Raw genomic sequence first — 18,719 nt, 5'->3', positions numbered from 1 at the left:
AAAGAACCAGGACATCACGATGGGAAAGATCACCGGCTTCATGGAGCATGAGCGCATCGAGGAGGGCTACAAGCCCGTCGAGGAGCGCGTCAAGCATCACAAGGAATTCGTCATCGGCCTCGATGCGCAGCAGGCCAAGGTGCAAGGCGCGCGCTGCATGGACTGCGGCACGCCCTTCTGCAACAGCGGCTGCCCGGTCAACAACATCATTCCGGACTTCAACGACCTGGTCTACCGCAACGACTGGCAGAGCGCCTTCGCGGTGCTGGACTCGACCAACAACTTCCCCGAGTTCACCGGCCGCATCTGCCCCGCACCGTGCGAGGCGGCCTGCGTGCTCAACGTGAACGACGATCCTGTGGGCATCAAGTCCATCGAGCACGCGATCGTCAACCGCGCCTGGCAGGAAGAGTGGGTCGTCCCGCGTCCGGCCAAGCACAAGACCGGCAAGAAGGTTGCCGTGGTGGGCTCCGGCCCGGCCGGCATGGCGGCCGCACAGCAGCTCGCGCGCGTCGGCCACGACGTTACCCTGTTCGAGAAGAACGACCGCATCGGCGGCCTGCTGCGCTACGGCATCCCCGACTTCAAGATGGAGAAGACCCACATCGACCGCCGCGTCGAGCAGATGAAGGCCGAGGGCGTGGTGTTCCGCACCGGCGTGGTGGTCGGCGCCGCGAAGGACCCGCTGGGCAAGGGCTCCAAGGTCACCAACTGGGCCAAGGAAACGGTGACGCCCGAGCAGCTCGACAAGGAATTCGACGCCGTGGTGCTGACCGGCGGCGCCGAGCAGTCGCGCGACCTGCCGGTGCCGGGGCGCGATCTGGATGGCATCCATTTCGCGATGGAATTCCTGCCGCAGCAGAACAAGGTCAATGCGGGCGACAAGGTCAAGGGCCAGATCCGTGCCGACGGCAAGCACGTGATCGTGATCGGCGGGGGTGATACCGGCTCCGACTGCGTGGGCACCAGCAACCGCCATGGCGCCGCCAGCGTCACCCAGTTCGAGCTGATGCCGCAGCCGCCGGAAGAAGAAAACCGGCCGATGACCTGGCCCTACTGGCCCTACAAGCTGCGCACCAGCTCCAGCCACGAGGAGGGATGCGAGCGCGAGTTCGCGATCTCCACCAAGGAATTCATCGGCGAGAAGGGCAAGGTCACCGGCCTCAAGACCGTGCGCGTCGAGTGGAAGGACGGCAAGATGGTCGAGGTCCCCGGCACCGAGACGGTGCTGAAGGCCGACCTGGTGCTGCTGGCCATGGGCTTCGTGAGCCCGGTTGCCGGCGTGCTGGACGCTTTCGGCGTCGAAAAGGACGGCCGCGGCAACGCCAAGGCCGGCGTCGACTTCGTCGGTGGCTATGCGACCAACGTGCCCAAGGTGTTCGCCGCCGGTGACATCCGCCGCGGGCAGTCGCTGGTGGTCTGGGCGATCCGCGAAGGCCGCCAGGCGGCGCGCGCGGTCGACGAGTTCCTCATGGGCTACAGCGACCTGCCTCGTTGAATGCGCTGAATTAGGCGGAGATTAGCCCCCTACTTCGGTGGATGGGCACGTCCTGTGCTTCATTTATCATGGATGGCTACCGCGAGCCGGGGATGCCTCAGGCGCCCCGGCTTTTCTGTTGTCCATGAACCCACCCGAGTCCTCACTGGTTGAATTTCGCGATGTCCGCTTCGGCTACGGCGAGCGGGCGATCCTCGACGGCGTCTCCTTCACCGTGCCCCGCGGCAAGGTGACGGCGCTCATGGGTGCTTCCGGCGGCGGCAAGACCACCGTGCTGCGCCTCATCGGCGGCCAGGTGCGCGCGCAGCGCGGCGAGGTGCTGCTCGACGGCCAGGACATCGGCAAGCTGGGCAGCGACGCGCTCTATGCCGCGCGTCGCCGCATGGGCATGCTGTTCCAGTTCGGTGCCCTGTTCACCGACATGAGCGTGTTCGACAACGTCGCCTTCCCGCTGCGCGAGCACACCAAGCTGCCCGAGGCGCTGGTGCGCGACATCGTGCTCATGAAGCTCGACGCCGTCGGCCTGCGCGGCGCACGCCAGCTGATGCCCAGCGAGGTCTCCGGCGGCATGGCCCGGCGCGTGGCGTTGGCCCGGGCGATCGCCCTCGACCCCGACCTGGTCATGTACGACGAGCCCTTCGCCGGCCTCGACCCGATCTCGCTCGGCACCGCGGCGCGCCTGATCCGCCAGCTCAACGACACACTCGGCCTGACCAGCGTCGTGGTGTCGCACGATCTGGAAGAGACCTTCCGCATCGCCGACCACGTGGTCATCCTGGCCAACGGCGGCGTCGCCGCGCAGGGCCGGCCCGAAGAGGTGCGCGCGAGCGGCGATCCCCTGGTCCACCAGTTCGTCAATGCGCTGCCCGACGGGCCGGTGCATTTCCACTATCCGGGCGTCCCGGTGGAGCAGGACTTCGGCAACAACGCGCATGGGGAACGGGGATGACCTGGTATCGGCCCGCCGATCTGGGATTCGCCGCGCGCTCCAAGCTGAGCGATCTCGGCATGGGCGCGCGCCTGTTCCTGCGCCTCACGCTGCGCGGCGCGCGCAGCCTGCGCCGCTTCGGCCTGGTGCGCGACCAGATCCACTTTCTCGGCAATTACTCGCTGGCCATCATCGCGGTCTCCGGCCTCTTCGTCGGCTTCGTGCTCGGGCTGCAGGGCTATTACACGCTGCAGCGCTACGGCTCCTCCGAAGCGCTGGGCCTGCTGGTGGCACTGAGCCTGGTGCGCGAGCTCGGCCCCGTGGTCTCGGCCCTGCTCTTCGCGGGCCGCGCGGGCACCTCGCTGACCGCGGAGATCGGCCTCATGAAAGCCGGCGAGCAACTCAGCGCCATGGAGATGATGGCGGTCGACCCGGTGCAGCGCATCCTGGCGCCGCGCTTCTGGGCCGGCGTGATCACCATGCCGCTCTTGGCGGCCGTGTTCAGCGCGGTCGGCGTGATCGGCGGCTGGGTCGTCGGCGTGCTGATGCTGGGCGTCGACCCGGGCGCCTTCTGGGGCCAGATGCAGAGCGGCGTCGATGTCTGGCGCGACGTGGGCAACGGCGTGGTCAAGAGCATCGTCTTCGGCTTCACCGTCACCTTCATCGCACTGCTGCAGGGCTTCGAGGCCCAGCCGACGCCCGAGGGCGTGTCGCGCGCCACCACCCGCACGGTGGTCGTCGCCTCGCTCGCGGTGCTGGGGCTCGACTTCCTGCTCACCGCCATGATGTTCAGTATCTAGAAAAATGAAGGCACTCCATGCAACGTTCCAAGAATGACGTCTGGGTCGGCCTGTTCGTGCTCATCGGCGCGGCAGCGCTGCTGTTCCTCGCGCTGCAGTCCGCCAATCTGCTGAGCCTGAACTTCCAGAAGACCTACTCCGTCAGCGCGCGCTTCGACAACATCGGCGGACTCAAGCCGCAGACCGCCGTCAAGAGTGCGGGCGTGGTGGTCGGCCGTGTCGAATCGATCACGTTCGACGACAAGAATTTCCAGGCCAGCGTCACGCTCGCGTTGCAGAGCCGTTACAGTTTCCCCAAGGACAGCTCCCTCAAGATCCTGACCAGTGGCCTGCTCGGCGAGCAGTACATCGGGATCGAGGCGGGCGCCGAGGAGAAGAACCTTCAAGCCGGTGACACCATCACTGCGACGCAGTCGGCGGTCGTGCTGGAGAACCTGATCGGTCAGTTTCTCTACAGCAAGGCGGCTGACGGCAGCACGCCATCGGGCAGCAGCAACAAGAAATGAAACCACGATTCCCCCAAGATCTGCCGCGCACGCTGCGCGGCACGGCCTCGGCCATGCGCGGCCTGGGCGCCATTGCAGCGCTGGCGCTGGCCACCGGCTGCGCCTCCGGGCCCAAGACCAATCCGGCCGACCCGTTCGAACCTCTCAACCGCGGCGTCATGCGTTTCAACGACGTCGTGGACGACGCCGTGCTGGTGCCGGCTGCGACGGCCTATCGCCGAGCCTTGCCTTCCTTCGTGCGCACGGGGGTCAACAACTTCTTCGGCAACCTGTCCGATGTGTGGAGTTTTGCCAACAGCGTGATGCAGCTCAAGCTGGAGCACAGTGCCCAGACCTTCATGCGCGTGAACGTCAACACCGTCTTCGGGCTCGGCGGGCTGCTGGATGTCGCCACCGAAGCCGGCATCGACCGCCACTCCGAAGACTTCGGCCAGACCCTGGGGCGCTGGGGCGTGCCGAGCGGCCCGTACCTGGTGCTGCCGCTGCTGGGTTCTTCGACCGTGCGCGATACGGCCGCCCTGACCGTCGATCGGCAGGGCGACCTGCTCAACCAGATCCACGACGTCCCGTGGCGCAACTCGCTTTATTTTGTTCGCGTGATCGACGCGCGCTCGAACTTCCTGCGTGCGAGCCAGCTGCTCGACAACGCGGCGCTCGACAAATACACCTTCACGCGCGATGCCTACCTGCAGCGCCGGAAGAACGACGTGCATGACGGGGACCTGCCCAACGAGGGCAATTGACCGTCGGTCCGGCGCTTGCATCCCGTTGCGCGCTTTGCACGGGAGCGGGAACCCCGTTCACAGGCCTCAGCTCCAATTCGCAACGGGTCGCAAAGATCCGAAACTTTCAACAAGGGAAACATCGATGAATCAGATCCTGCAACGACGCTCCGTCGGACGCCTGATGCTGGCCGGCCTGCTGCTCGCGGGCGCCGCCGCCTTCGTGCGGCCGGTCCACGCCGCCGACGACGCGCCGGACGCGCTGGTCAAGCGGCTGTCGACCGACGTGCTCGAGACCATCAAGGCCGACAAGTCGATCAAGGCCGGTGACGTCAGCAAGATCATGGTCCTGGTCGACACCAAGATCATGCCGAACGTCAACTTCCAGCGCATGACCGCGTCCGCCGTCGGCCCGGCATGGCGCCAGGCCACGCCCGAGCAGCAGCAGCGCCTGCAGGAAGAGTTCAAGAAGCTGCTGGTGCGCACCTATGCCGGCGCGCTCGACCAGGTCAGCGACCAAAGCGTGGTCGTGCGTCCCTTCCGCGGCTCGCCCGACGACAAGGAAGTGCTGGTGCGCACGGAAGTCCGCGGCAGCGGCGACCCGGTGCAACTCGACTACCGGCTCGAGAAGACGCCCGGCGAGGCGGGTGGCTGGAAGATCTACAACCTCAACGTGCTGGGCGTGTGGCTGGTCGATACCTACCGCAGCCAGTTCGCGCAGGAGATCAACGCCAAGGGCATCGACGGCCTGATCGCTGCGCTGACGGAGCGCAACAAGCGCAACGGCAAGAGCTGAGCCAAGCCCGATGCTGGTCCTGCCGCCCAAGCTCACGCATGACGAAGCGCCGGCCTGTGTGCTCATGCTGCGCCAGGGGCTCGCGGGGCAGGCCGCCTCGTCGATGGTGGTCGATGCCAGCGCGCTCGCGCAGTTCGATTCGTCGGCCCTCGCGGTGCTGCTCGAATGCCGGCGCGAAGCCGGAGCGCTGGGCCGCGGCTTCGCGGTGAAGGGGCTGCCGCCGCGCCTGCGCAAACTCGCGTCGCTGTACGGCGTGGCAGGCCTTCTTCCCGCTGCGCCCTGATCCGGCGGGCCTTTATGGCGCCCGGAAGCGGAAAAATGGCAGGGCCCTAAAATCGCGGGCTCCCATGCCTGCGATCTCCTTCCAATCGGTCTCCAAGACCTATCCTGCCTCGCGCCAACAGCGTGCCCAGGGAAAACCTGGGCTGCGTGCCGTCGACGGGGTCACGTTCCAGATCGAGGAAGGCGAGTTCTTCGGTCTTCTGGGCCCCAACGGCGCCGGCAAGACCACGCTGATCAGCATGCTGGCCGGCCTGTCCAGGCCGAGCGCGGGCACCATCAGCGTCCACGGCTTCGACGTCCAGCGCGAATACGGGCAGGCACGCCGGGCGCTCGGCGTGGTGCCGCAGGAGCTGGTCTTCGATCCCTTCTTCAACGTGCGCGAATCGTTGCGCATCCAGTCGGGCTACTTCGGCATCAAGAACAACGACGCCTGGATCGACGAGCTCCTGAGCAGCCTGGGCCTGGCCGACAAGGCCGGCGCCAACATGCGCCAGCTCTCCGGTGGCATGAAGCGGCGCGTGCTGGTGGCGCAGGCGCTGGTGCACAAGCCACCGGTCATCGTGCTGGACGAGCCCACCGCGGGCGTCGACGTCGAACTGCGGCAGACCCTGTGGCAGTTCGTCGCCAAGCTCAACAAGCAGGGCAGCACCGTTCTCCTGACCACGCACTACCTGGAGGAGGCCGAGGCGCTGTGCAACCGCATCGCGATGCTCAAGCAGGGCCGCGTGATCGCGCTGGACCGCACCAGCGAGCTGCTGCGCTCGGCCGCCAGCAACGTGCTGCGATTCAAGACCGACGGCATGCTGCCCTGGGAGCTGGCCCAGCATGCGCGCATCACGGGGCGCATCGTGCAGCTGCCGGCGCAGAACGCACGCGAGGTCGAACAGTTGCTGGCCGCGATCCGCGAGGCCGGACTCGACGTGGAAGACGTCGAGATGCGCAAGGCTGATCTCGAGGACGTCTTCATCGACTTGATGGCCGGGGAGCAGACGCCCTTGGAGGTGGCCCGATGATGGTTCACGCATTGGGCTGGCGCGCGCTGCTCTACAAGGAAACGCTGCGCTTCTGGAAGGTCGGCTTCCAGACCGTGGGCGCACCGGTGCTCACCGCGCTGCTCTACCTGATGGTCTTCGGCCATGTGCTGGAAGGCCGCGTCACCGTCTACGGCTCGGTCAGCTATACCGCCTTCCTGGTGCCGGGCCTGGTGATGATGAGCGTGCTGCAGAACGCCTTCGCGAACAGCTCGTCCTCGATCATCCAGAGCAAGATCATGGGCAACCTGGTCTTCATCCTGCTCACGCCGCTGTCGCACTGGGGGTGGTTCCTGGCTTACGTCGGTTCCTCCGTGGTGCGCGGGCTGGTGGTGGGCTTGGGCGTGTTCGCGGTGACGGCCTTCTTTGCCGTGCCCGGCTTCGTCGCACCGCTGTGGATCGTGGTCTTCGCCTTCCTGGGCGCCGCCATACTCGGCACGCTGGGCCTGATCGCCGGGCTGTGGGCCGAGAAGTTCGACCAGATGGCCGTGTTCCAGAACTTCCTGATCATGCCCATGACCTTCCTCTCGGGCGTGTTCTATTCCATCCATTCGCTGCCGGCCTTCTGGCAGACGGTGAGCCACCTGAACCCCTTCTTCTACATGATCGACGGCTTCCGCTACGGCTTCTTCGGCGTCAGCGACATCTCGCCCTGGGTGAGCCTGGCCATCGTCGGCGGCGCCTGGCTGGTGGTGAGCGCGATCGCGATCCACCTGCTGCGCATCGGCTACAAGATCCGGGGCTGACCCCTTCCACGACATGACCGCCGAAGAGCTGCAATCCATCATCCAGGCCGGCCTCCCCTGCGAGCACATCACGCTCGAGGGCGATGGCCGCCACTGGTATGCCACCATCGTTTCCACCGAGTTCGAGGGCAAGCGCGCGATCCAGCGACACCAGCGCGTGTACGCCACCTTGGGTGCCAAAATGCACACGGACGAGGTGCATGCGCTTTCGATGAAGACCTACACGCCCGCGGAATGGGCAGCCCAAAACTCCTAGTTTTCTCGGACCTTTGATGGACAAACTCCTGATTCGCGGCGGGCGCCAGCTCCGCGGCGAAGTGCTCATTTCCGGCGCGAAGAACGCGGCCCTGCCGGAGCTGTGCGCGGCGCTCCTGAGCGACCGCCCGGTCACCCTGCACAACGTGCCGCGCCTCAACGACGTCACGACCATGCTCAAGCTGCTGCGCAACATGGGCGTGGCGGCCGAGCGCGACGACAACGGCACGGTGCGCCTCGATGCCGGCCCGCTGCACACGCCCGAGGCACCCTACGAGCTGGTGAAGACGATGCGGGCCTCGGTGCTCGCGCTGGGGCCGCTGCTGGCCCGCTTCGGCAAGGCCAGGGTCTCGCTGCCGGGCGGCTGCGCCATCGGCTCGCGCCCGGTCGACCAGCACATCAAGGGCCTGCAGGCCATGGGCGCCGAGATCGTCGTCGAGCACGGCTACATGGTGGCGAGCATCGGGGGCGGGCGCCGGCGCCTGCACGGCGCGCGCATCACCACCGACATGGTGACCGTCACCGGCACCGAGAACTTCCTGATGGCCGCCGCGCTCGCCGAGGGCGAGACCGTGCTCGAGAACGCCGCGCAGGAACCCGAGATCACCGACCTGGCCGAGATGCTGATCGAGATGGGCGCGAAGATCGAAGGCCACGGCACCAGCCGCATCCGCATCCAGGGCGTGGAGAAGCTCCAGGGCTGCAACCACCGCGTGGTGGCCGACCGCATCGAGGCCGGCACCTTTCTCTGCGCCGTGGCCGCCACCGGCGGCGAGGTGCTGCTGCGCCACGGCCGCGCCGACCACCTCGACGCCGTGATCGAGAAGCTGCGCGAGGCCGGCGTGGAAGTGGACGCAGTGGAAGAGGGCATCCGCGTGCGCAGCCAGGGCCGCCTGAAGGCGCAAAGCTTCCGCACCACCGAGTACCCGGGCTTCCCCACCGACATGCAGGCCCAGTTCATGGCGCTCAACGTGATCGCCGACGGCACCTCGACCGTGACCGAGACCATCTTCGAGAACCGCTTCATGCACGTGGACGAGATGCTGCGCCTGGGCGCCAAGATCCAGACCGACGGCAAGGTGGCGGTGATCGAGGGCGTGCATCAGCTCTCCGGCGCCACCGTCATGGCGACCGACCTGCGCGCCTCCGCCAGCCTGGTGATCGCCGGCCTGGTGGCCGAGGGCGAGACCCTGGTCGACCGCATCTACCACCTGGACCGCGGCTACGACCGCATGGAAAGCAAGCTGCGCGGCCTGGGCGCCGACATCGAGCGCGTGGCCGGCCCGGCGGAGTACCAGCCGTGATCACGCTCGCGCTGTCCAAGGGACGCATCTTCGACGAGACGCTGCCGCTGCTGGCGGCGGCCGGCATCGAGGTCAGCGAGGACCCCGAGAAATCGCGCAAGCTCATCCTCGCGACCTCCCGCCCCGAGGTGCGCGTGGTGCTGGTGCGCGCCTCGGACGTGCCCACCTACGTGCAGTACGGCGGCGCCGACCTGGGCGTGACCGGGGCGGACGTGCTGCTCGAGCACGGCAACCAGGGCTTGTACCAGCCGCTGGACCTGCGCATCGCCGCCTGTCGCCTGAGCGTGGCAGTGCGCGCCGACTACGACTACGCCTCGGCCGTGCGCCAGGGCTCGCGCATCAAGGTCGCGACCAAGTACGTCGGCCTGGCGCGCGAGTTCTTCGCCAGCAAGGGCGTGCACGTGGACCTGATCAAGCTCTACGGCAGCATGGAGCTGGCGCCGCTCACCGGCCTGGCCGATGCCATCGTCGACCTGGTGTCGACCGGCAACACGCTCAAGGCCAACCACCTGGTCGAGGTCGAGCGCATCATGGACATCAGCGCGCGCCTGGTGGTCAACCAGGCCGCGCTCAAGCTCAAGCAGGCGCCGATCCGGCACATCATCGACGCCTTTGCCGCCGCCATCCCCTCCGCCTGACATGAACGTGAAAGCCACTCCCGCCCGCCTGTCGACCGCCGCCGCCGGCTTCGAAGCCGATTTCCAGGCGCGGCTGCATTGGTCGGCCGACACCGACGCCGCGATCGAGCAGGTGGTGGCCGACATCCTGGCCGATGTGCGCCGGCGCGGCGATGCCGCGGTGCTCGAGTACACGCGGCGCTTCGATGGCCTGGAGGCCGGGTCGGTGCAGCAGCTGGAGCTGACGCAAGCGGACTTCAAGGCCGCCTTCGATTCGCTCCCTGCAGTGCAGCGGGACGCGTTGCGCATGGCGGCCGAGCGGATCCGCAGCTACCACGAGGCACAAAAGAAGGCCAGCGGCGAGAGCTGGAGCTACCGCGACGCCGACGGCACGCTGCTGGGCCAGAAGGTCACGCCGCTGGATCGCGTGGGCATCTATGTGCCGGGCGGCAAGGCGGCGTACCCGTCCAGCCTGTTGATGAACGCGATTCCCGCGCACGTGGCCGGCGTGGCCGAGATCATCATGGCCGTCCCGACGCCGGCCAAGGGAAGCGTCGCCACCGGGGGCTCGGGCAGCGAGGCATCCGCCAAGGGCGAGCGCAATGTTCTCGTGCTCGCCGCCGCCCACGTGGCCGGCGTGACGCGCGCCTTCACCATCGGCGGTGCGCAGGCCGTGGCCGCGCTGGCCTACGGCACCGCCACCCTCCCGGCCGTCGACAAGATCACCGGTCCCGGCAATGCCTACGTGGCGGCCGCCAAGCGCCGGGTGTTCGGCACCGTGGGCATCGACATGATCGCGGGCCCGAGCGAGATCCTGGTGCTGGCCGACGGCAGCACGCCGCCTGAGTGGGTTGCGATGGATCTCTTCAGCCAGGCCGAGCACGACGAGCTCGCGCAGAGCATCCTGCTGTGTCCCGACGCCGCCTACATCGAGCAGGTGCAGCAAGAGATCGACCGCCTGCTGCCCACGATGCCGCGTGCCGCGATCATCGCCGCCTCGCTCAATGGCCGTGGCGCGCTGATCCACACCAAGAGCATGGAAGAGGCCTGCGCCATCAGCAACCGCATCGCGCCCGAGCACCTGGAGGTCAGCAGCCGCGAGCCGCACCGCTGGGAGCCGCTGCTCAAGCATGCCGGCGCGATCTTCCTCGGCGCCTACACCAGCGAAAGCCTGGGCGACTACTGCGCAGGCCCCAATCACGTGCTGCCCACCAGCGGCACCGCGCGCTTCAGCTCGCCGCTGGGCGTCTACGACTTCCAGAAGCGATCCAGCCTGATCGAGGTCAGCGAGGCGGGTGCGCAGCCGCTGGGCCGGATCGCCGTGACCCTGGCTGAAGGGGAGGGCCTGCCGGCGCACGCCGAGGCCGCCCGCATGCGTCTGCGTTGAGGGGGGCGGGCATGGCGATCCCGACGCTCCGGTCCGTCCGCTGCCTGGTCCTCCTGGGCCTGGTGGCCGCCGGCGCCGCCTGCCAGGCCATGAGCATTCGCGAGCTGCGCTTGCTCGAAGCCAACGAGAAGGACGGCAAGATCTACGCCAACTACTACCTGGTCGGGGTGGTCGAGGGCCTGCGCGAAGCCAGCGAGGCCGAGCAGCGCGCCGGGCAGAAGCCGCTGTTCTGCGTCAACGGCCGCCGGCTCGAGCCTGCGATGGCGCGCATGCTCTACCAGACCGAACTGACACGCAACGCCGACAGCTACGAGGCCGACATGCCGGTGCAACTGGTGATCTCCGCCGCCCTGCGCAACAGCTACCGCTGTCCTTGAATCGAATGACTTCCGCTCCCGACGACACCACCCGCGCCCTCGGCCGCATCCGCGCCGACGTCCAGTCCATGCATGCCTACGCCGTGCAGGACGCGCGCGGCCTGCTCAAGCTCGACGCCATGGAGAACCCCCACGGCCTGCCGCCCGCGCTGCAGGCCGCGCTGGGCGAGCGCCTGGGTGCGCTGGCGCTGAACCGCTATCCCGGCCCGCGCAGCGCCGACCTGCAGCGCGCGCTGGCCGCCTACGCCGGCGTGCCGGAAGGCTTCGGCCTGATGCTCGGCAACGGCTCGGACGAGCTGATTTCGCTGCTCGCCATGGCCTGCGACCTTCCCGGGGCCGCCGTGCTCGCGCCCGAGCCCGGCTTCGTGATGTACGCGATGAGCGCCCGGCTGCAGGGCCTGCGCTTCGTCGGCGTGCCGCTCACGGCCGATTTCGAGCTCGACGAGGCCGCCATGCTCGCGGCCATCGCGCGCGAGAAGCCGGCCATCGTCTACCTGGCCTATCCCAACAACCCGACCGCCAACCTGTGGGACGACGCCGCGATCGAGAAGATCGTCCAGGCCCAGGGCGTCCAGGGCGGCCTGGTCGTGATCGACGAGGCCTACCAGCCCTTCGCGGCCCGCAGCTACATCGACCGCGTCGCGCGCCACGGCCATGTGCTGCTGATGCGCACCCTCAGCAAGTTCGGGCTGGCGGGCGTGCGCCTGGGCTACCTGGTCGGGCCCCAGGCGCTGATCGCCGAGGTGGACAAGGTTCGCCCGCCCTACAACATCAGCGTGCTGAACTGCGAGTGCGCGCTTTTCGCGCTCGAGCATGCCGAGGTGTTCGCGCAGCAGGCGGCCCAAATTCGCGCCGAGCGCGCCCGCATCGCCCGGGCGCTGGCCCGCCTCCCGGCGGTCAAGAGCTGGCCCAGCGACGCCAACATGATCCTGGTGCGCGTGCCGGATGCCGCCAGGACCTTCGAGGGCATGAAGGCGCGCGGAGTGCTGATCAAGAACGTTTCTAAAATGCACCCATTGCTCGCGAACTGCCTGCGCCTGACCGTCGGAACCGCCGACGAGAATGCCAGGATGCTCGCGGCCCTCGAAGCCTCGCTATGAATACCCCCTCGGCCCCCGAACCCGTCGTCTCCGCCGCTGCTGGCGCGCGGGCTGCTTCCGTCACGCGCAACACGGCCGAGACGAAGATCACGGTGTCGGTCAACCTCGACGGCAGCGGCCGCTCGAAGCTCTCGACCGGGATCGGCTTCTTCGACCACATGCTGGACCAGATCGCCCGCCACGGCCTGATCGACCTCGAGATCGACTGCCAGGGCGATTTGCACATCGACGGCCACCACACGGTCGAGGACGTGGGCATCACCCTGGGCCAGGCCGTCTCCAAGGCCGTCGGCGACAAGAAGGGCATCCGCCGCTACGGCCATGCCTACGTGCCGCTGGACGAAGCGCTCAGCCGCGTGGTGATCGACTTCTCCGGCCGGCCCGGCCTGGTGATGCACGTGCCCTTCACCAGCGGCATGATCGGCGGCTTCGACAGCCAGCTCACCTACGAGTTCTTCCAGGGCTTCGCCAACCACGCCTTCGTCACCCTGCACATCGACAACCTCAAGGGCGTCAATGCGCATCACCAGTGCGAGACCGTCTTCAAGGCCTTCGCGCGCGCGCTGCGGGCCGCGCTCGAGCTCGATCCGCGCTCGGCCGGCGTCATTCCTTCGACCAAGGGTTCCCTCTGAGCAGCAGCAAAAACACGGTCGCCGTCGTCGACTACGGCATGGGCAACCTGCGCTCCGTCTCGCAGGCGGTGCAGCATGCGGCCGACCAGGTCGGGGTGGAAGTCTTCGTGACCGCCGACCCCGAGGTGGTGCGCCGCGCCACCCGCGTGGTGCTGCCGGGCCAGGGCGCCATGCCCGACTGCATGCGCGAGCTGCGCGACTCCGGCCTGCAGGAATCGGTGCTGGAGGCGGCGGCTTCCAAGCCTCTTTTCGGGGTCTGCGTGGGCATGCAGATGCTGCTGTCGGCCAGCGACGAGGGCCCGACCGAGGGCCTCGGCCTGATCCCCGGCCGCGTGCTCAAGTTCGAGCTCGCCGGCCGCACCCAGCCCGACGGCAGCCGCTACAAGGTCCCCCAGATGGGCTGGAACCAGGTGCTGCAGACCCGGCCGCACCCGGTGTGGGCCGGGGTGCCGGACGGCAGCTACTTCTATTTCGTCCACAGCTTCTACGCCCGGCCGGCCGATGCCCTCCACAGCGCGGGCGAGGCGGAATACGGCGATCGCTTTACCGCCGCCATTGCACGCGATAATATTTTTGCGACCCAGTTCCACCCCGAGAAGAGCGCGGACCATGGGTTGCAGCTGTACCGAAACTTTCTCCACTGGAATCCCTGAAGCAGTTTTTTCGCTGCGCTTCATCGCTCGCGCCCTGCGCAAATCCCGCACCATGCTCCTTATTCCCGCGATTGACCTCAAGGATGGCCACTGCGTTCGCCTCAAGCAAGGCGACATGGCCCAGTCCACCATCTTCAGCGAAGACCCGGCCGCCATGGCGCGCCAGTGGATCGAGGCCGGTGCGCGGCGGCTGCACCTGGTCGACCTGAACGGCGCGTTCGCGGGCAAGCCGCAGAACCACGCCGCGATCAAGGCGATCCTGCGGGAGGTGGGCGACGACATCCCCGTGCAGTTGGGCGGCGGCATCCGCGACCTCGACACCATCGAGCGCTACATCGACGACGGCCTGCGCTACGTGATCATCGGCACCGCCGCGGTCAAGAACCCGGGCTTTTTGAAGGACGCCTGCAGTGCCTTCGGCGGCCACATCATCGTCGGCCTCGACGCGAAGGACGGCAAGGTCGCCACCGACGGCTGGAGCAAGCTCACCGGCCACGAGGTGGCCGACCTCGGCAAGAAGTTCGAGGACTACGGCGTCGAGTCGATCATCTACACCGACATCGGCCGCGACGGCATGCTCTCGGGCATCAACATCGATGCGACGGTGAAGCTGGCACAGGCACTCACCATCCCGGTCATCGCTTCCGGCGGGCTGTCTAACATGGCCGACATCGACAAGCTCTGCGCCGTCGAGGCCGATGGCATCGAGGGCGTGATCTGCGGGCGTGCGATCTATTCGGGCGACCTGGATTTCGCGGCCGCGCAAGCGCGAGCCGACGAGCTCGCCGAACAGTAGTCCTGCGAACAGGCGTCGCGCGCTTCGCCGGGCGCTCTACAGGGCACGCATCGCGTGCCCTTTGTTTTTCTGGCGCCCCTTTCTGCAGAGGCAGGTCTCGGATGGGCCGGCGTGCCGGACTGCGAATGAATTCTCGCTTTTTGTCGCTCCGGTCCGACTGCGCTGCCAGGAATTCCTAGCATTCCTCGGCCCCTCCGGGTTTCACGAACTGCGGCCTGAGCTTCCGGCGTGTGTACGGGGGCGCACGGCCCACGCTCAGGCGGCGTGCCCGCCACGTGCGCGCCGCGCGCGTGGGTCCCTGAACGACCCGTGAACTCCCCCCAATGAACAGAACGCATCGCAGCCTTTGGAACTCCGCACTAGGCGCCTGGGTTGCCGCCCCCGAGAACACCCGTGCGCGGGCAAGCGCAGCGGCATTGCGAGGGCTTCGGCGCTGACGGCCGCTATCTTGTGCGCGGGTATGCCTGCCGCCTATGCGTGTACTGCAGGCAGCACCGCCGAGCTGGCCGCCTGCATCACAGGCAACGACGCGGCCATCGATCTCACGGCCTCCATCACGTTGAGCGGGAATCTGCCGGTGCTGGAGCGCGACGTAACCATCAACGGCACGAGCCCCACCGGCCAGCGCTTCGCGCTTGATGGCGCCGGCCAGTTCCGAGGCTTCTTCATCGGCTCGGGCACCACCACCGTCAATGGCCTGACGATGCAGAACCTGCGGGCCCAAGGGGGGCACGGTGGGATGGGCTCGTCTTCAGGCGGCGGCGGCATGGGTGCGGGCGGCGCGGTGTTCGTGGTCACCGGAGCAGGAGTCAACCTGAACGACGTCGTCGTACTCCGCAACGGTGCGGTCGGTGGCGATGGTGGCAGCACGGTGCCCGGTGAAGGCAGCGGTGGCGGCGGGGGAATGGGTGGGAATGGTGGCACAGTCGTCGCGGGAGCCAATTTGGCAGGCCGTGGCGGCGGCGGATTGTTCGACGACGGAGGCGCCGGGTCGGATGCCACCTTCCTCGGTGGCAACGGCGGCGGGCCGAATGACGGCAAAGGTGGAGACGCGGTGAGTGGGCAGAATGGCGGCCCCTACACGGGTGGCGGAGGCGGAGGTGCGTTTTCAGGGGTGGTCTCTGACACCGATGGCGGAAACGGCGGCTTGGGCGGCGGCGGCGGTGGCGGCGGCACCGGAATCAGGTCATCCGAGGGAGGAAGCGGAGGATTTGGTGGTGGTGGCGGCGGTGGCGGTCCTGCCGCAAGGGGAGGGGCAGGCGGATTTGGCGGCGGCGGCGGCGGCGGCGACATCATTGAGGTAAGGGCCGGCGGTTTCGGGGGGGCAACTCTTCCAGCCGGCAAGGCGGCGGCGGCGCTGGCATGGGCGGTGCCGTTTTCGTCATGGACGGCGGCTCGCTCACGCTGGGTGGCAATAGCGAGGTGCGCGGAAACAGCGTGGTGGGTGGTGGCGGTGCTCGAGCCGGCTCGGCCTTCGGCACCGGCATCTTCATGCAGGGCACGACCAGCACGCTCACCTTCGTGCCCGGCACCGATGCCACCCAGACCTTCGACGACGCCATCGCCGACCAGACCGGCTCCGGCGGCGCCGGCGCCAATGCAGGCAGCATCGGCATTACCAAAGCAGGCCCTGGCCGCCTGGTCCTCTCGGGCGCCAACACCTACAGCGGCGGCACCACCGTCACCGGCGGCACGCTGTCGATCTCCTCAGACCAGAACCTCGGTGCGGCGTCGGGCCCGTTGACCCTCGACGGCGGCACATTGCAGACCACGGCGGCCGTCACGACGGCGCGTGCCATCACCATCGGCGGTGCCGGGGGCACCTTCCAGACGGACGCCAACGCCGACCTGACCTCCACCGGCGGCATCTCGGGAACGGGCAGCGTGACCAAGACCGGTGATTTCGGCGTCTTGATCCTCGCCGGCGCCAATACCTACACCGGCGCGACGACCGTCGCAGGCACGCTGCGAGCCGGAGCGGCGAATGCCTTCAGCGCCGCCAGCGCGGTCACGCTCGGCGGAGGCGCCACTCTGGACCTGAACAACTACGACCAGACCATCGGCAGCCTGGCGGGCTATGGCTTCGTGACCCTGGGCACCGGCACGCTGACGACCGGAAGGCTGGCAGATCGAGCCACAGGCGCAACTGGTGCACCAGCACGTCGAATTCGACGACGTCCACCTCGGGGCCACGCGCATGCACCAGGAGAGCGACGCGAGCTGGCTCGCCCGCGTGGGCGTGCGGGTGAAGGGCGACATAAGCACGAGTGCAGGCCGGCTGCAACCCTATGCGCGCGTGAACCTGTACCGCACCGGAGGTGGCGATGACGCCACGCGCTTCATCATCCCGGCCGCCATCACGACCATTGTCAGCAGCAACGGCAGCACCTCCGCCGAACTCGCCGCAGGCTTTACGCTGGGCCTGAGCGAATCGACCAGCCTCTACGGCGAGCTCGGCAAGCTGTGGGCGTCAGGCGGAGACAACCGCGTGAAGTCGCAGCTCAACGCCTCGGCGGGGCTGCGGGTGCGATGGTAGGTTGAAGGCGCGCTCGACGCGCTCGACTGGCGACACGTCAGCGTGACGTGGTCCCCCTCGGCGGTCGCACGCCAAAACCTAGAATGGGGCCATGTCTCTCCAAGAGCTCGATTTCCATGGCCAGCCCGCACTGCGCCTCGCCTTGCCCGAGGGCGGCGCCTTCACGGTAGCGCTGCACGGCGCCCATGTGCTGTCCTGGACCACGGCGGATGGCACCGAGCGCCTGTACCTCAGCCCGGAAGCGCGCTTCGACGGCCAGAGCGCGATCCGCGGCGGCGTGCCCCTCTGCTGGCCCCAGTTCAACCAGCGCGGACCGCTGCCCAAGCACGGTTTCGTGCGCAACGTCGCCTGGCGGGCCGACCCGGCCGGCGCCGCCGGCAAGCCCGACACCCTGGTGCTTGCGCTGCACGACGACGAGGCCACGCGCGCGATCTGGCCGCATGCCTTTCACGCCAAGCTGACGGTGACTCTGGCGCCGCATTCGCTGCGCATCGCGCTCACCATCGACAACACCGGGGGTGCGCCCTGGTCCTTCGCCGCCGCACTGCACAGCTACCTGCGCGTGGACGACATCGCTCAGGCGACGCTGGAAGGCCTGCAGGGCGCCAACCGCTGGGACGCGGTGCGCGACGACCGCCACGTCGACCTCGCCCCCGCGCTGCGCTTCGGCACCGAGTTCGACAGCGTCTACGCGGCGCCGGCCCGCCCGCTGCACCTGGTGCAGCCCTCCGGCACGCTCGAGATCGCGCAGAGCGCGAGCTGCACCGAAACGGTGGTCTGGAACCCCGGCCCCGAACTGAGCGCACAACTGGCGGACCTGCCCGACGACGGCTGGCGCCACATGCTCTGCGTCGAGGCCGCGCGCATCGACGAGCAGGTGCTGCTGGCGCCCGGCGGCAGCTGGCAGGGCTGGCAGCTGCTCACCGTCCTTTGAACTCCTTCCCGAGCTAACCCACATGCTTGCCAAGCGCATCATTCCCTGCCTCGACGTCACCGGCGGCCGCGTCGTCAAGGGCGTCAACTTCGTCGAACTGCGCGATGCCGGCGATCCGGTCGAGATCGCGGCGCGCTACAACGCCCAGGGCGCCGACGAGCTGACCTTCCTGGACATCACGGCCACCAGCGATGGCCGCGACCTGATCCTGCCCATCATCGAGGCCGTCGCCTCGCAGGTCTTCATCCCGCTGACGGTTGGCGGCGGCGTGCGCACCGTCGAGGATGTGCGCCGGCTGCTCAACGCGGGTGCCGACAAGACCAGCTTCAACTCGGCCGCCATCGCGAATCCGCAGGTCATCGAGGACGCCTCGCGCAAGTATGGCGCCCAGTGCATCGTGGTCGCGATCGACGCCAAGCGCCGTTCCGCCGAGGACGCGGCCCGGCTCGGCGAGGGCTGGGACGTCTACAGCCACGGTGGCCGCAAGAACACCGGCCTGGACGCGGTCCAGTGGGCCGTCGAGATGGCGCGACGCGGCGCCGGCGAGATCCTCCTGACCAGCATGGACCGCGACGGCACCAAGAGCGGCTTCGACCTCGCGCTGACCCGGGCGGTGAGCGACGCGGTGAGCGTGCCGGTGATCGCCTCGGGCGGCGTCGGCAACCTGGACCACCTGGCCGACGGCATCCAGACCGGCGGCGCCGACGCAGTGCTGGCGGCCAGCATCTTCCACTACGGCGAATACACCGTCGGCGAGGCCAAGGCCTGCATGGCGGCGCGCGGGATTCCCGTGCGGATGTGAAACAAACATCCCCGACA

22 protein-coding genes and 1 pseudogene are annotated in these 18,719 nt (G+C 68.2%); all 23 read left to right on the top strand.

What is annotated here, in order from left to right; genetic code table 11:
- The first annotated feature begins 19 nt into the window (after nt 1-19).
- Nucleotides 20-1,498 carry a glutamate synthase subunit beta gene (locus AC3A6X_RS02990; RefSeq protein WP_487841090.1) on the top strand — a complete coding sequence of 493 codons (1,479 nt, stop codon included), beginning with the start codon at nt 20-22 and terminating at the stop codon, nt 1,496-1,498.
- A 124-nt stretch (nt 1,499-1,622) separates the two neighbouring features.
- Nucleotides 1,623-2,447 carry an ABC transporter ATP-binding protein gene (locus AC3A6X_RS02985; protein WP_487840735.1) on the top strand — a complete coding sequence of 275 codons (825 nt, stop codon included), beginning with the start codon at nt 1,623-1,625 and terminating at the stop codon, nt 2,445-2,447.
- Entirely contained in the window at nt 2,444-3,226 is a 783-nt protein-coding gene (mlaE, locus tag AC3A6X_RS02980) for a lipid asymmetry maintenance ABC transporter permease subunit MlaE (protein WP_309964930.1), read from the top strand. Before AC3A6X_RS02985 ends, mlaE begins: the two co-directional genes overlap by 4 nt.
- 17 nt (nt 3,227-3,243) lie before the next feature.
- Nucleotides 3,244-3,732 carry an outer membrane lipid asymmetry maintenance protein MlaD gene (mlaD, locus tag AC3A6X_RS02975; protein ID WP_487840734.1) on the top strand — a complete coding sequence of 163 codons (489 nt, stop codon included), beginning with the start codon at nt 3,244-3,246 and terminating at the stop codon, nt 3,730-3,732.
- A 53-nt stretch (nt 3,733-3,785) separates the two neighbouring features.
- A complete protein-coding gene (locus AC3A6X_RS02970; protein WP_487841089.1) occupies nt 3,786-4,475 on the top strand; it encodes an MlaA family lipoprotein in 690 nt (229 codons plus the stop codon).
- A gap of 163 nt (nt 4,476-4,638) precedes the next feature.
- Nucleotides 4,639-5,250 carry an MlaC/ttg2D family ABC transporter substrate-binding protein gene (locus AC3A6X_RS02965; protein WP_487841088.1) on the top strand — a complete coding sequence of 204 codons (612 nt, stop codon included), beginning with the start codon at nt 4,639-4,641 and terminating at the stop codon, nt 5,248-5,250.
- A 10-nt stretch (nt 5,251-5,260) separates the two neighbouring features.
- Complete coding sequence (locus tag AC3A6X_RS02960; RefSeq protein WP_487840733.1) at nt 5,261-5,533, top strand: STAS domain-containing protein; 273 nt, start codon at nt 5,261-5,263, stop codon at nt 5,531-5,533.
- A gap of 64 nt (nt 5,534-5,597) precedes the next feature.
- Nucleotides 5,598-6,545 (top strand): ABC transporter ATP-binding protein, encoded by a 948-nt coding sequence (locus AC3A6X_RS02955; protein ID WP_487840732.1) that lies wholly within the window; start codon nt 5,598-5,600, stop codon nt 6,543-6,545.
- Nucleotides 6,545-7,309 (top strand): ABC transporter permease, encoded by a 765-nt coding sequence (locus AC3A6X_RS02950; RefSeq protein ID WP_106555125.1) that lies wholly within the window; start codon nt 6,545-6,547, stop codon nt 7,307-7,309. Before AC3A6X_RS02955 ends, AC3A6X_RS02950 begins: the two co-directional genes overlap by 1 nt.
- Nucleotides 7,310-7,322: 13 nt before the next feature.
- Entirely contained in the window at nt 7,323-7,565 is a 243-nt protein-coding gene (locus AC3A6X_RS02945; RefSeq protein WP_106555023.1) for a BolA family protein, read from the top strand.
- 16 nt (nt 7,566-7,581) lie between these two features.
- Nucleotides 7,582-8,868 (top strand): UDP-N-acetylglucosamine 1-carboxyvinyltransferase, encoded by a 1,287-nt coding sequence (murA, locus tag AC3A6X_RS02940; RefSeq protein ID WP_487840731.1) that lies wholly within the window; start codon nt 7,582-7,584, stop codon nt 8,866-8,868.
- Nucleotides 8,865-9,506, top strand: coding sequence for an ATP phosphoribosyltransferase (gene hisG, locus AC3A6X_RS02935; RefSeq protein WP_487840730.1), 642 nt, complete (start codon nt 8,865-8,867; stop codon nt 9,504-9,506). Before murA ends, hisG begins: the two co-directional genes overlap by 4 nt.
- A 1-nt stretch (nt 9,507) precedes the next feature.
- Nucleotides 9,508-10,872 (top strand): histidinol dehydrogenase, encoded by a 1,365-nt coding sequence (gene hisD, locus AC3A6X_RS02930; protein ID WP_487840729.1) that lies wholly within the window; start codon nt 9,508-9,510, stop codon nt 10,870-10,872.
- 11 nt (nt 10,873-10,883) lie between these two features.
- Nucleotides 10,884-11,249 (top strand): hypothetical protein, encoded by a 366-nt coding sequence (locus tag AC3A6X_RS02925; RefSeq protein ID WP_309964942.1) that lies wholly within the window; start codon nt 10,884-10,886, stop codon nt 11,247-11,249.
- 5 nt (nt 11,250-11,254) lie between these two features.
- On the top strand, nt 11,255-12,349 hold the full coding sequence (gene hisC / locus AC3A6X_RS02920) for a histidinol-phosphate transaminase (protein ID WP_487840728.1): 1,095 nt from the start codon (nt 11,255-11,257) through the stop codon (nt 12,347-12,349).
- Complete coding sequence (hisB, locus tag AC3A6X_RS02915) at nt 12,346-12,981, top strand: imidazoleglycerol-phosphate dehydratase HisB (protein ID WP_487840727.1); 636 nt, start codon at nt 12,346-12,348, stop codon at nt 12,979-12,981. Before hisC ends, hisB begins: the two co-directional genes overlap by 4 nt.
- A complete protein-coding gene (hisH, locus tag AC3A6X_RS02910) occupies nt 12,978-13,634 on the top strand; it encodes an imidazole glycerol phosphate synthase subunit HisH (protein ID WP_487841087.1) in 657 nt (218 codons plus the stop codon). The genes hisB and hisH overlap by 4 nt, the downstream gene beginning before the upstream one ends.
- 52 nt (nt 13,635-13,686) lie before the next feature.
- Nucleotides 13,687-14,430 carry a 1-(5-phosphoribosyl)-5-[(5-phosphoribosylamino)methylideneamino]imidazole-4-carboxamide isomerase gene (hisA, locus tag AC3A6X_RS02905; RefSeq protein ID WP_106555016.1) on the top strand — a complete coding sequence of 248 codons (744 nt, stop codon included), beginning with the start codon at nt 13,687-13,689 and terminating at the stop codon, nt 14,428-14,430.
- Nucleotides 14,431-14,753: 323 nt separating this feature from the next.
- A complete protein-coding gene (locus tag AC3A6X_RS02900) occupies nt 14,754-14,867 on the top strand; it encodes an ESPR-type extended signal peptide-containing protein (protein WP_487840726.1) in 114 nt (37 codons plus the stop codon).
- A 925-nt stretch (nt 14,868-15,792) separates the two neighbouring features.
- A pseudogene (locus AC3A6X_RS02895) lies at nt 15,793-16,389 on the top strand (autotransporter-associated beta strand repeat-containing protein); the annotation flags it as partial.
- Nucleotides 16,390-16,579: 190 nt separating this feature from the next.
- Complete coding sequence (locus AC3A6X_RS02890) at nt 16,580-16,966, top strand: autotransporter domain-containing protein (protein ID WP_487840725.1); 387 nt, start codon at nt 16,580-16,582, stop codon at nt 16,964-16,966.
- A 91-nt stretch (nt 16,967-17,057) separates the two neighbouring features.
- Nucleotides 17,058-17,900, top strand: a complete 843-nt coding sequence (locus AC3A6X_RS02885) for a D-hexose-6-phosphate mutarotase (protein ID WP_487840724.1) — start codon at nt 17,058-17,060, stop codon at nt 17,898-17,900.
- Between the two features lie 22 nt (nt 17,901-17,922).
- Nucleotides 17,923-18,702 carry an imidazole glycerol phosphate synthase subunit HisF gene (gene hisF, locus AC3A6X_RS02880; protein ID WP_487840723.1) on the top strand — a complete coding sequence of 260 codons (780 nt, stop codon included), beginning with the start codon at nt 17,923-17,925 and terminating at the stop codon, nt 18,700-18,702.
- Nucleotides 18,703-18,719: the final 17 nt, after the last annotated feature.

It is taken from the genome of Variovorax sp. Soil_C_12 (genome assembly GCF_057657375.1).
The sequence above is the reverse complement of the archived record's forward strand: the minus strand, read 5'-3'. Positions and strand labels throughout refer to the sequence as shown.

Bases quoted from the DNA above. Each gene is read 5' to 3' on its own strand.
- mlaD (WP_487840734.1), top strand. From the start codon at position 3,244: ATGCAACGTTCCAAGAATGACGTCTGGGTCGGCCTGTTCGTGCTCATC.
- hisB (WP_487840727.1), top strand. From the start codon at position 12,346: ATGAATACCCCCTCGGCCCCCGAACCCGTCGTCTCCGCCGCTGCTGGC.
- AC3A6X_RS02985 (WP_487840735.1), top strand. From the start codon at position 1,623: ATGAACCCACCCGAGTCCTCACTGGTTGAATTTCGCGATGTCCGCTTC.
- murA (WP_487840731.1), top strand. From the start codon at position 7,582: ATGGACAAACTCCTGATTCGCGGCGGGCGCCAGCTCCGCGGCGAAGTG.
- AC3A6X_RS02885 (WP_487840724.1), top strand. From the start codon at position 17,058: ATGTCTCTCCAAGAGCTCGATTTCCATGGCCAGCCCGCACTGCGCCTC.
- AC3A6X_RS02960 (WP_487840733.1), top strand. From the start codon at position 5,261: ATGCTGGTCCTGCCGCCCAAGCTCACGCATGACGAAGCGCCGGCCTGT.
- hisF (WP_487840723.1), top strand. From the start codon at position 17,923: ATGCTTGCCAAGCGCATCATTCCCTGCCTCGACGTCACCGGCGGCCGC.
- hisD (WP_487840729.1), top strand. From the start codon at position 9,508: ATGAACGTGAAAGCCACTCCCGCCCGCCTGTCGACCGCCGCCGCCGGC.
- AC3A6X_RS02965 (WP_487841088.1), top strand. From the start codon at position 4,639: ATGCTGGCCGGCCTGCTGCTCGCGGGCGCCGCCGCCTTCGTGCGGCCG.
- mlaE (WP_309964930.1), top strand. From the start codon at position 2,444: ATGACCTGGTATCGGCCCGCCGATCTGGGATTCGCCGCGCGCTCCAAG.
- hisA (WP_106555016.1), top strand. From the start codon at position 13,687: ATGCTCCTTATTCCCGCGATTGACCTCAAGGATGGCCACTGCGTTCGC.
- AC3A6X_RS02925 (WP_309964942.1), top strand. From the start codon at position 10,884: ATGGCGATCCCGACGCTCCGGTCCGTCCGCTGCCTGGTCCTCCTGGGC.
- AC3A6X_RS02950 (WP_106555125.1), top strand. From the start codon at position 6,545: ATGGTTCACGCATTGGGCTGGCGCGCGCTGCTCTACAAGGAAACGCTG.
- AC3A6X_RS02990 (WP_487841090.1), top strand. From the start codon at position 20: ATGGGAAAGATCACCGGCTTCATGGAGCATGAGCGCATCGAGGAGGGC.
- AC3A6X_RS02900 (WP_487840726.1), top strand. From the start codon at position 14,754: ATGAACAGAACGCATCGCAGCCTTTGGAACTCCGCACTAGGCGCCTGG.
- AC3A6X_RS02970 (WP_487841089.1), top strand. From the start codon at position 3,786: ATGCGCGGCCTGGGCGCCATTGCAGCGCTGGCGCTGGCCACCGGCTGC.
- AC3A6X_RS02955 (WP_487840732.1), top strand. From the start codon at position 5,598: ATGCCTGCGATCTCCTTCCAATCGGTCTCCAAGACCTATCCTGCCTCG.
- hisC (WP_487840728.1), top strand. From the start codon at position 11,255: ATGACTTCCGCTCCCGACGACACCACCCGCGCCCTCGGCCGCATCCGC.
- AC3A6X_RS02945 (WP_106555023.1), top strand. From the start codon at position 7,323: ATGACCGCCGAAGAGCTGCAATCCATCATCCAGGCCGGCCTCCCCTGC.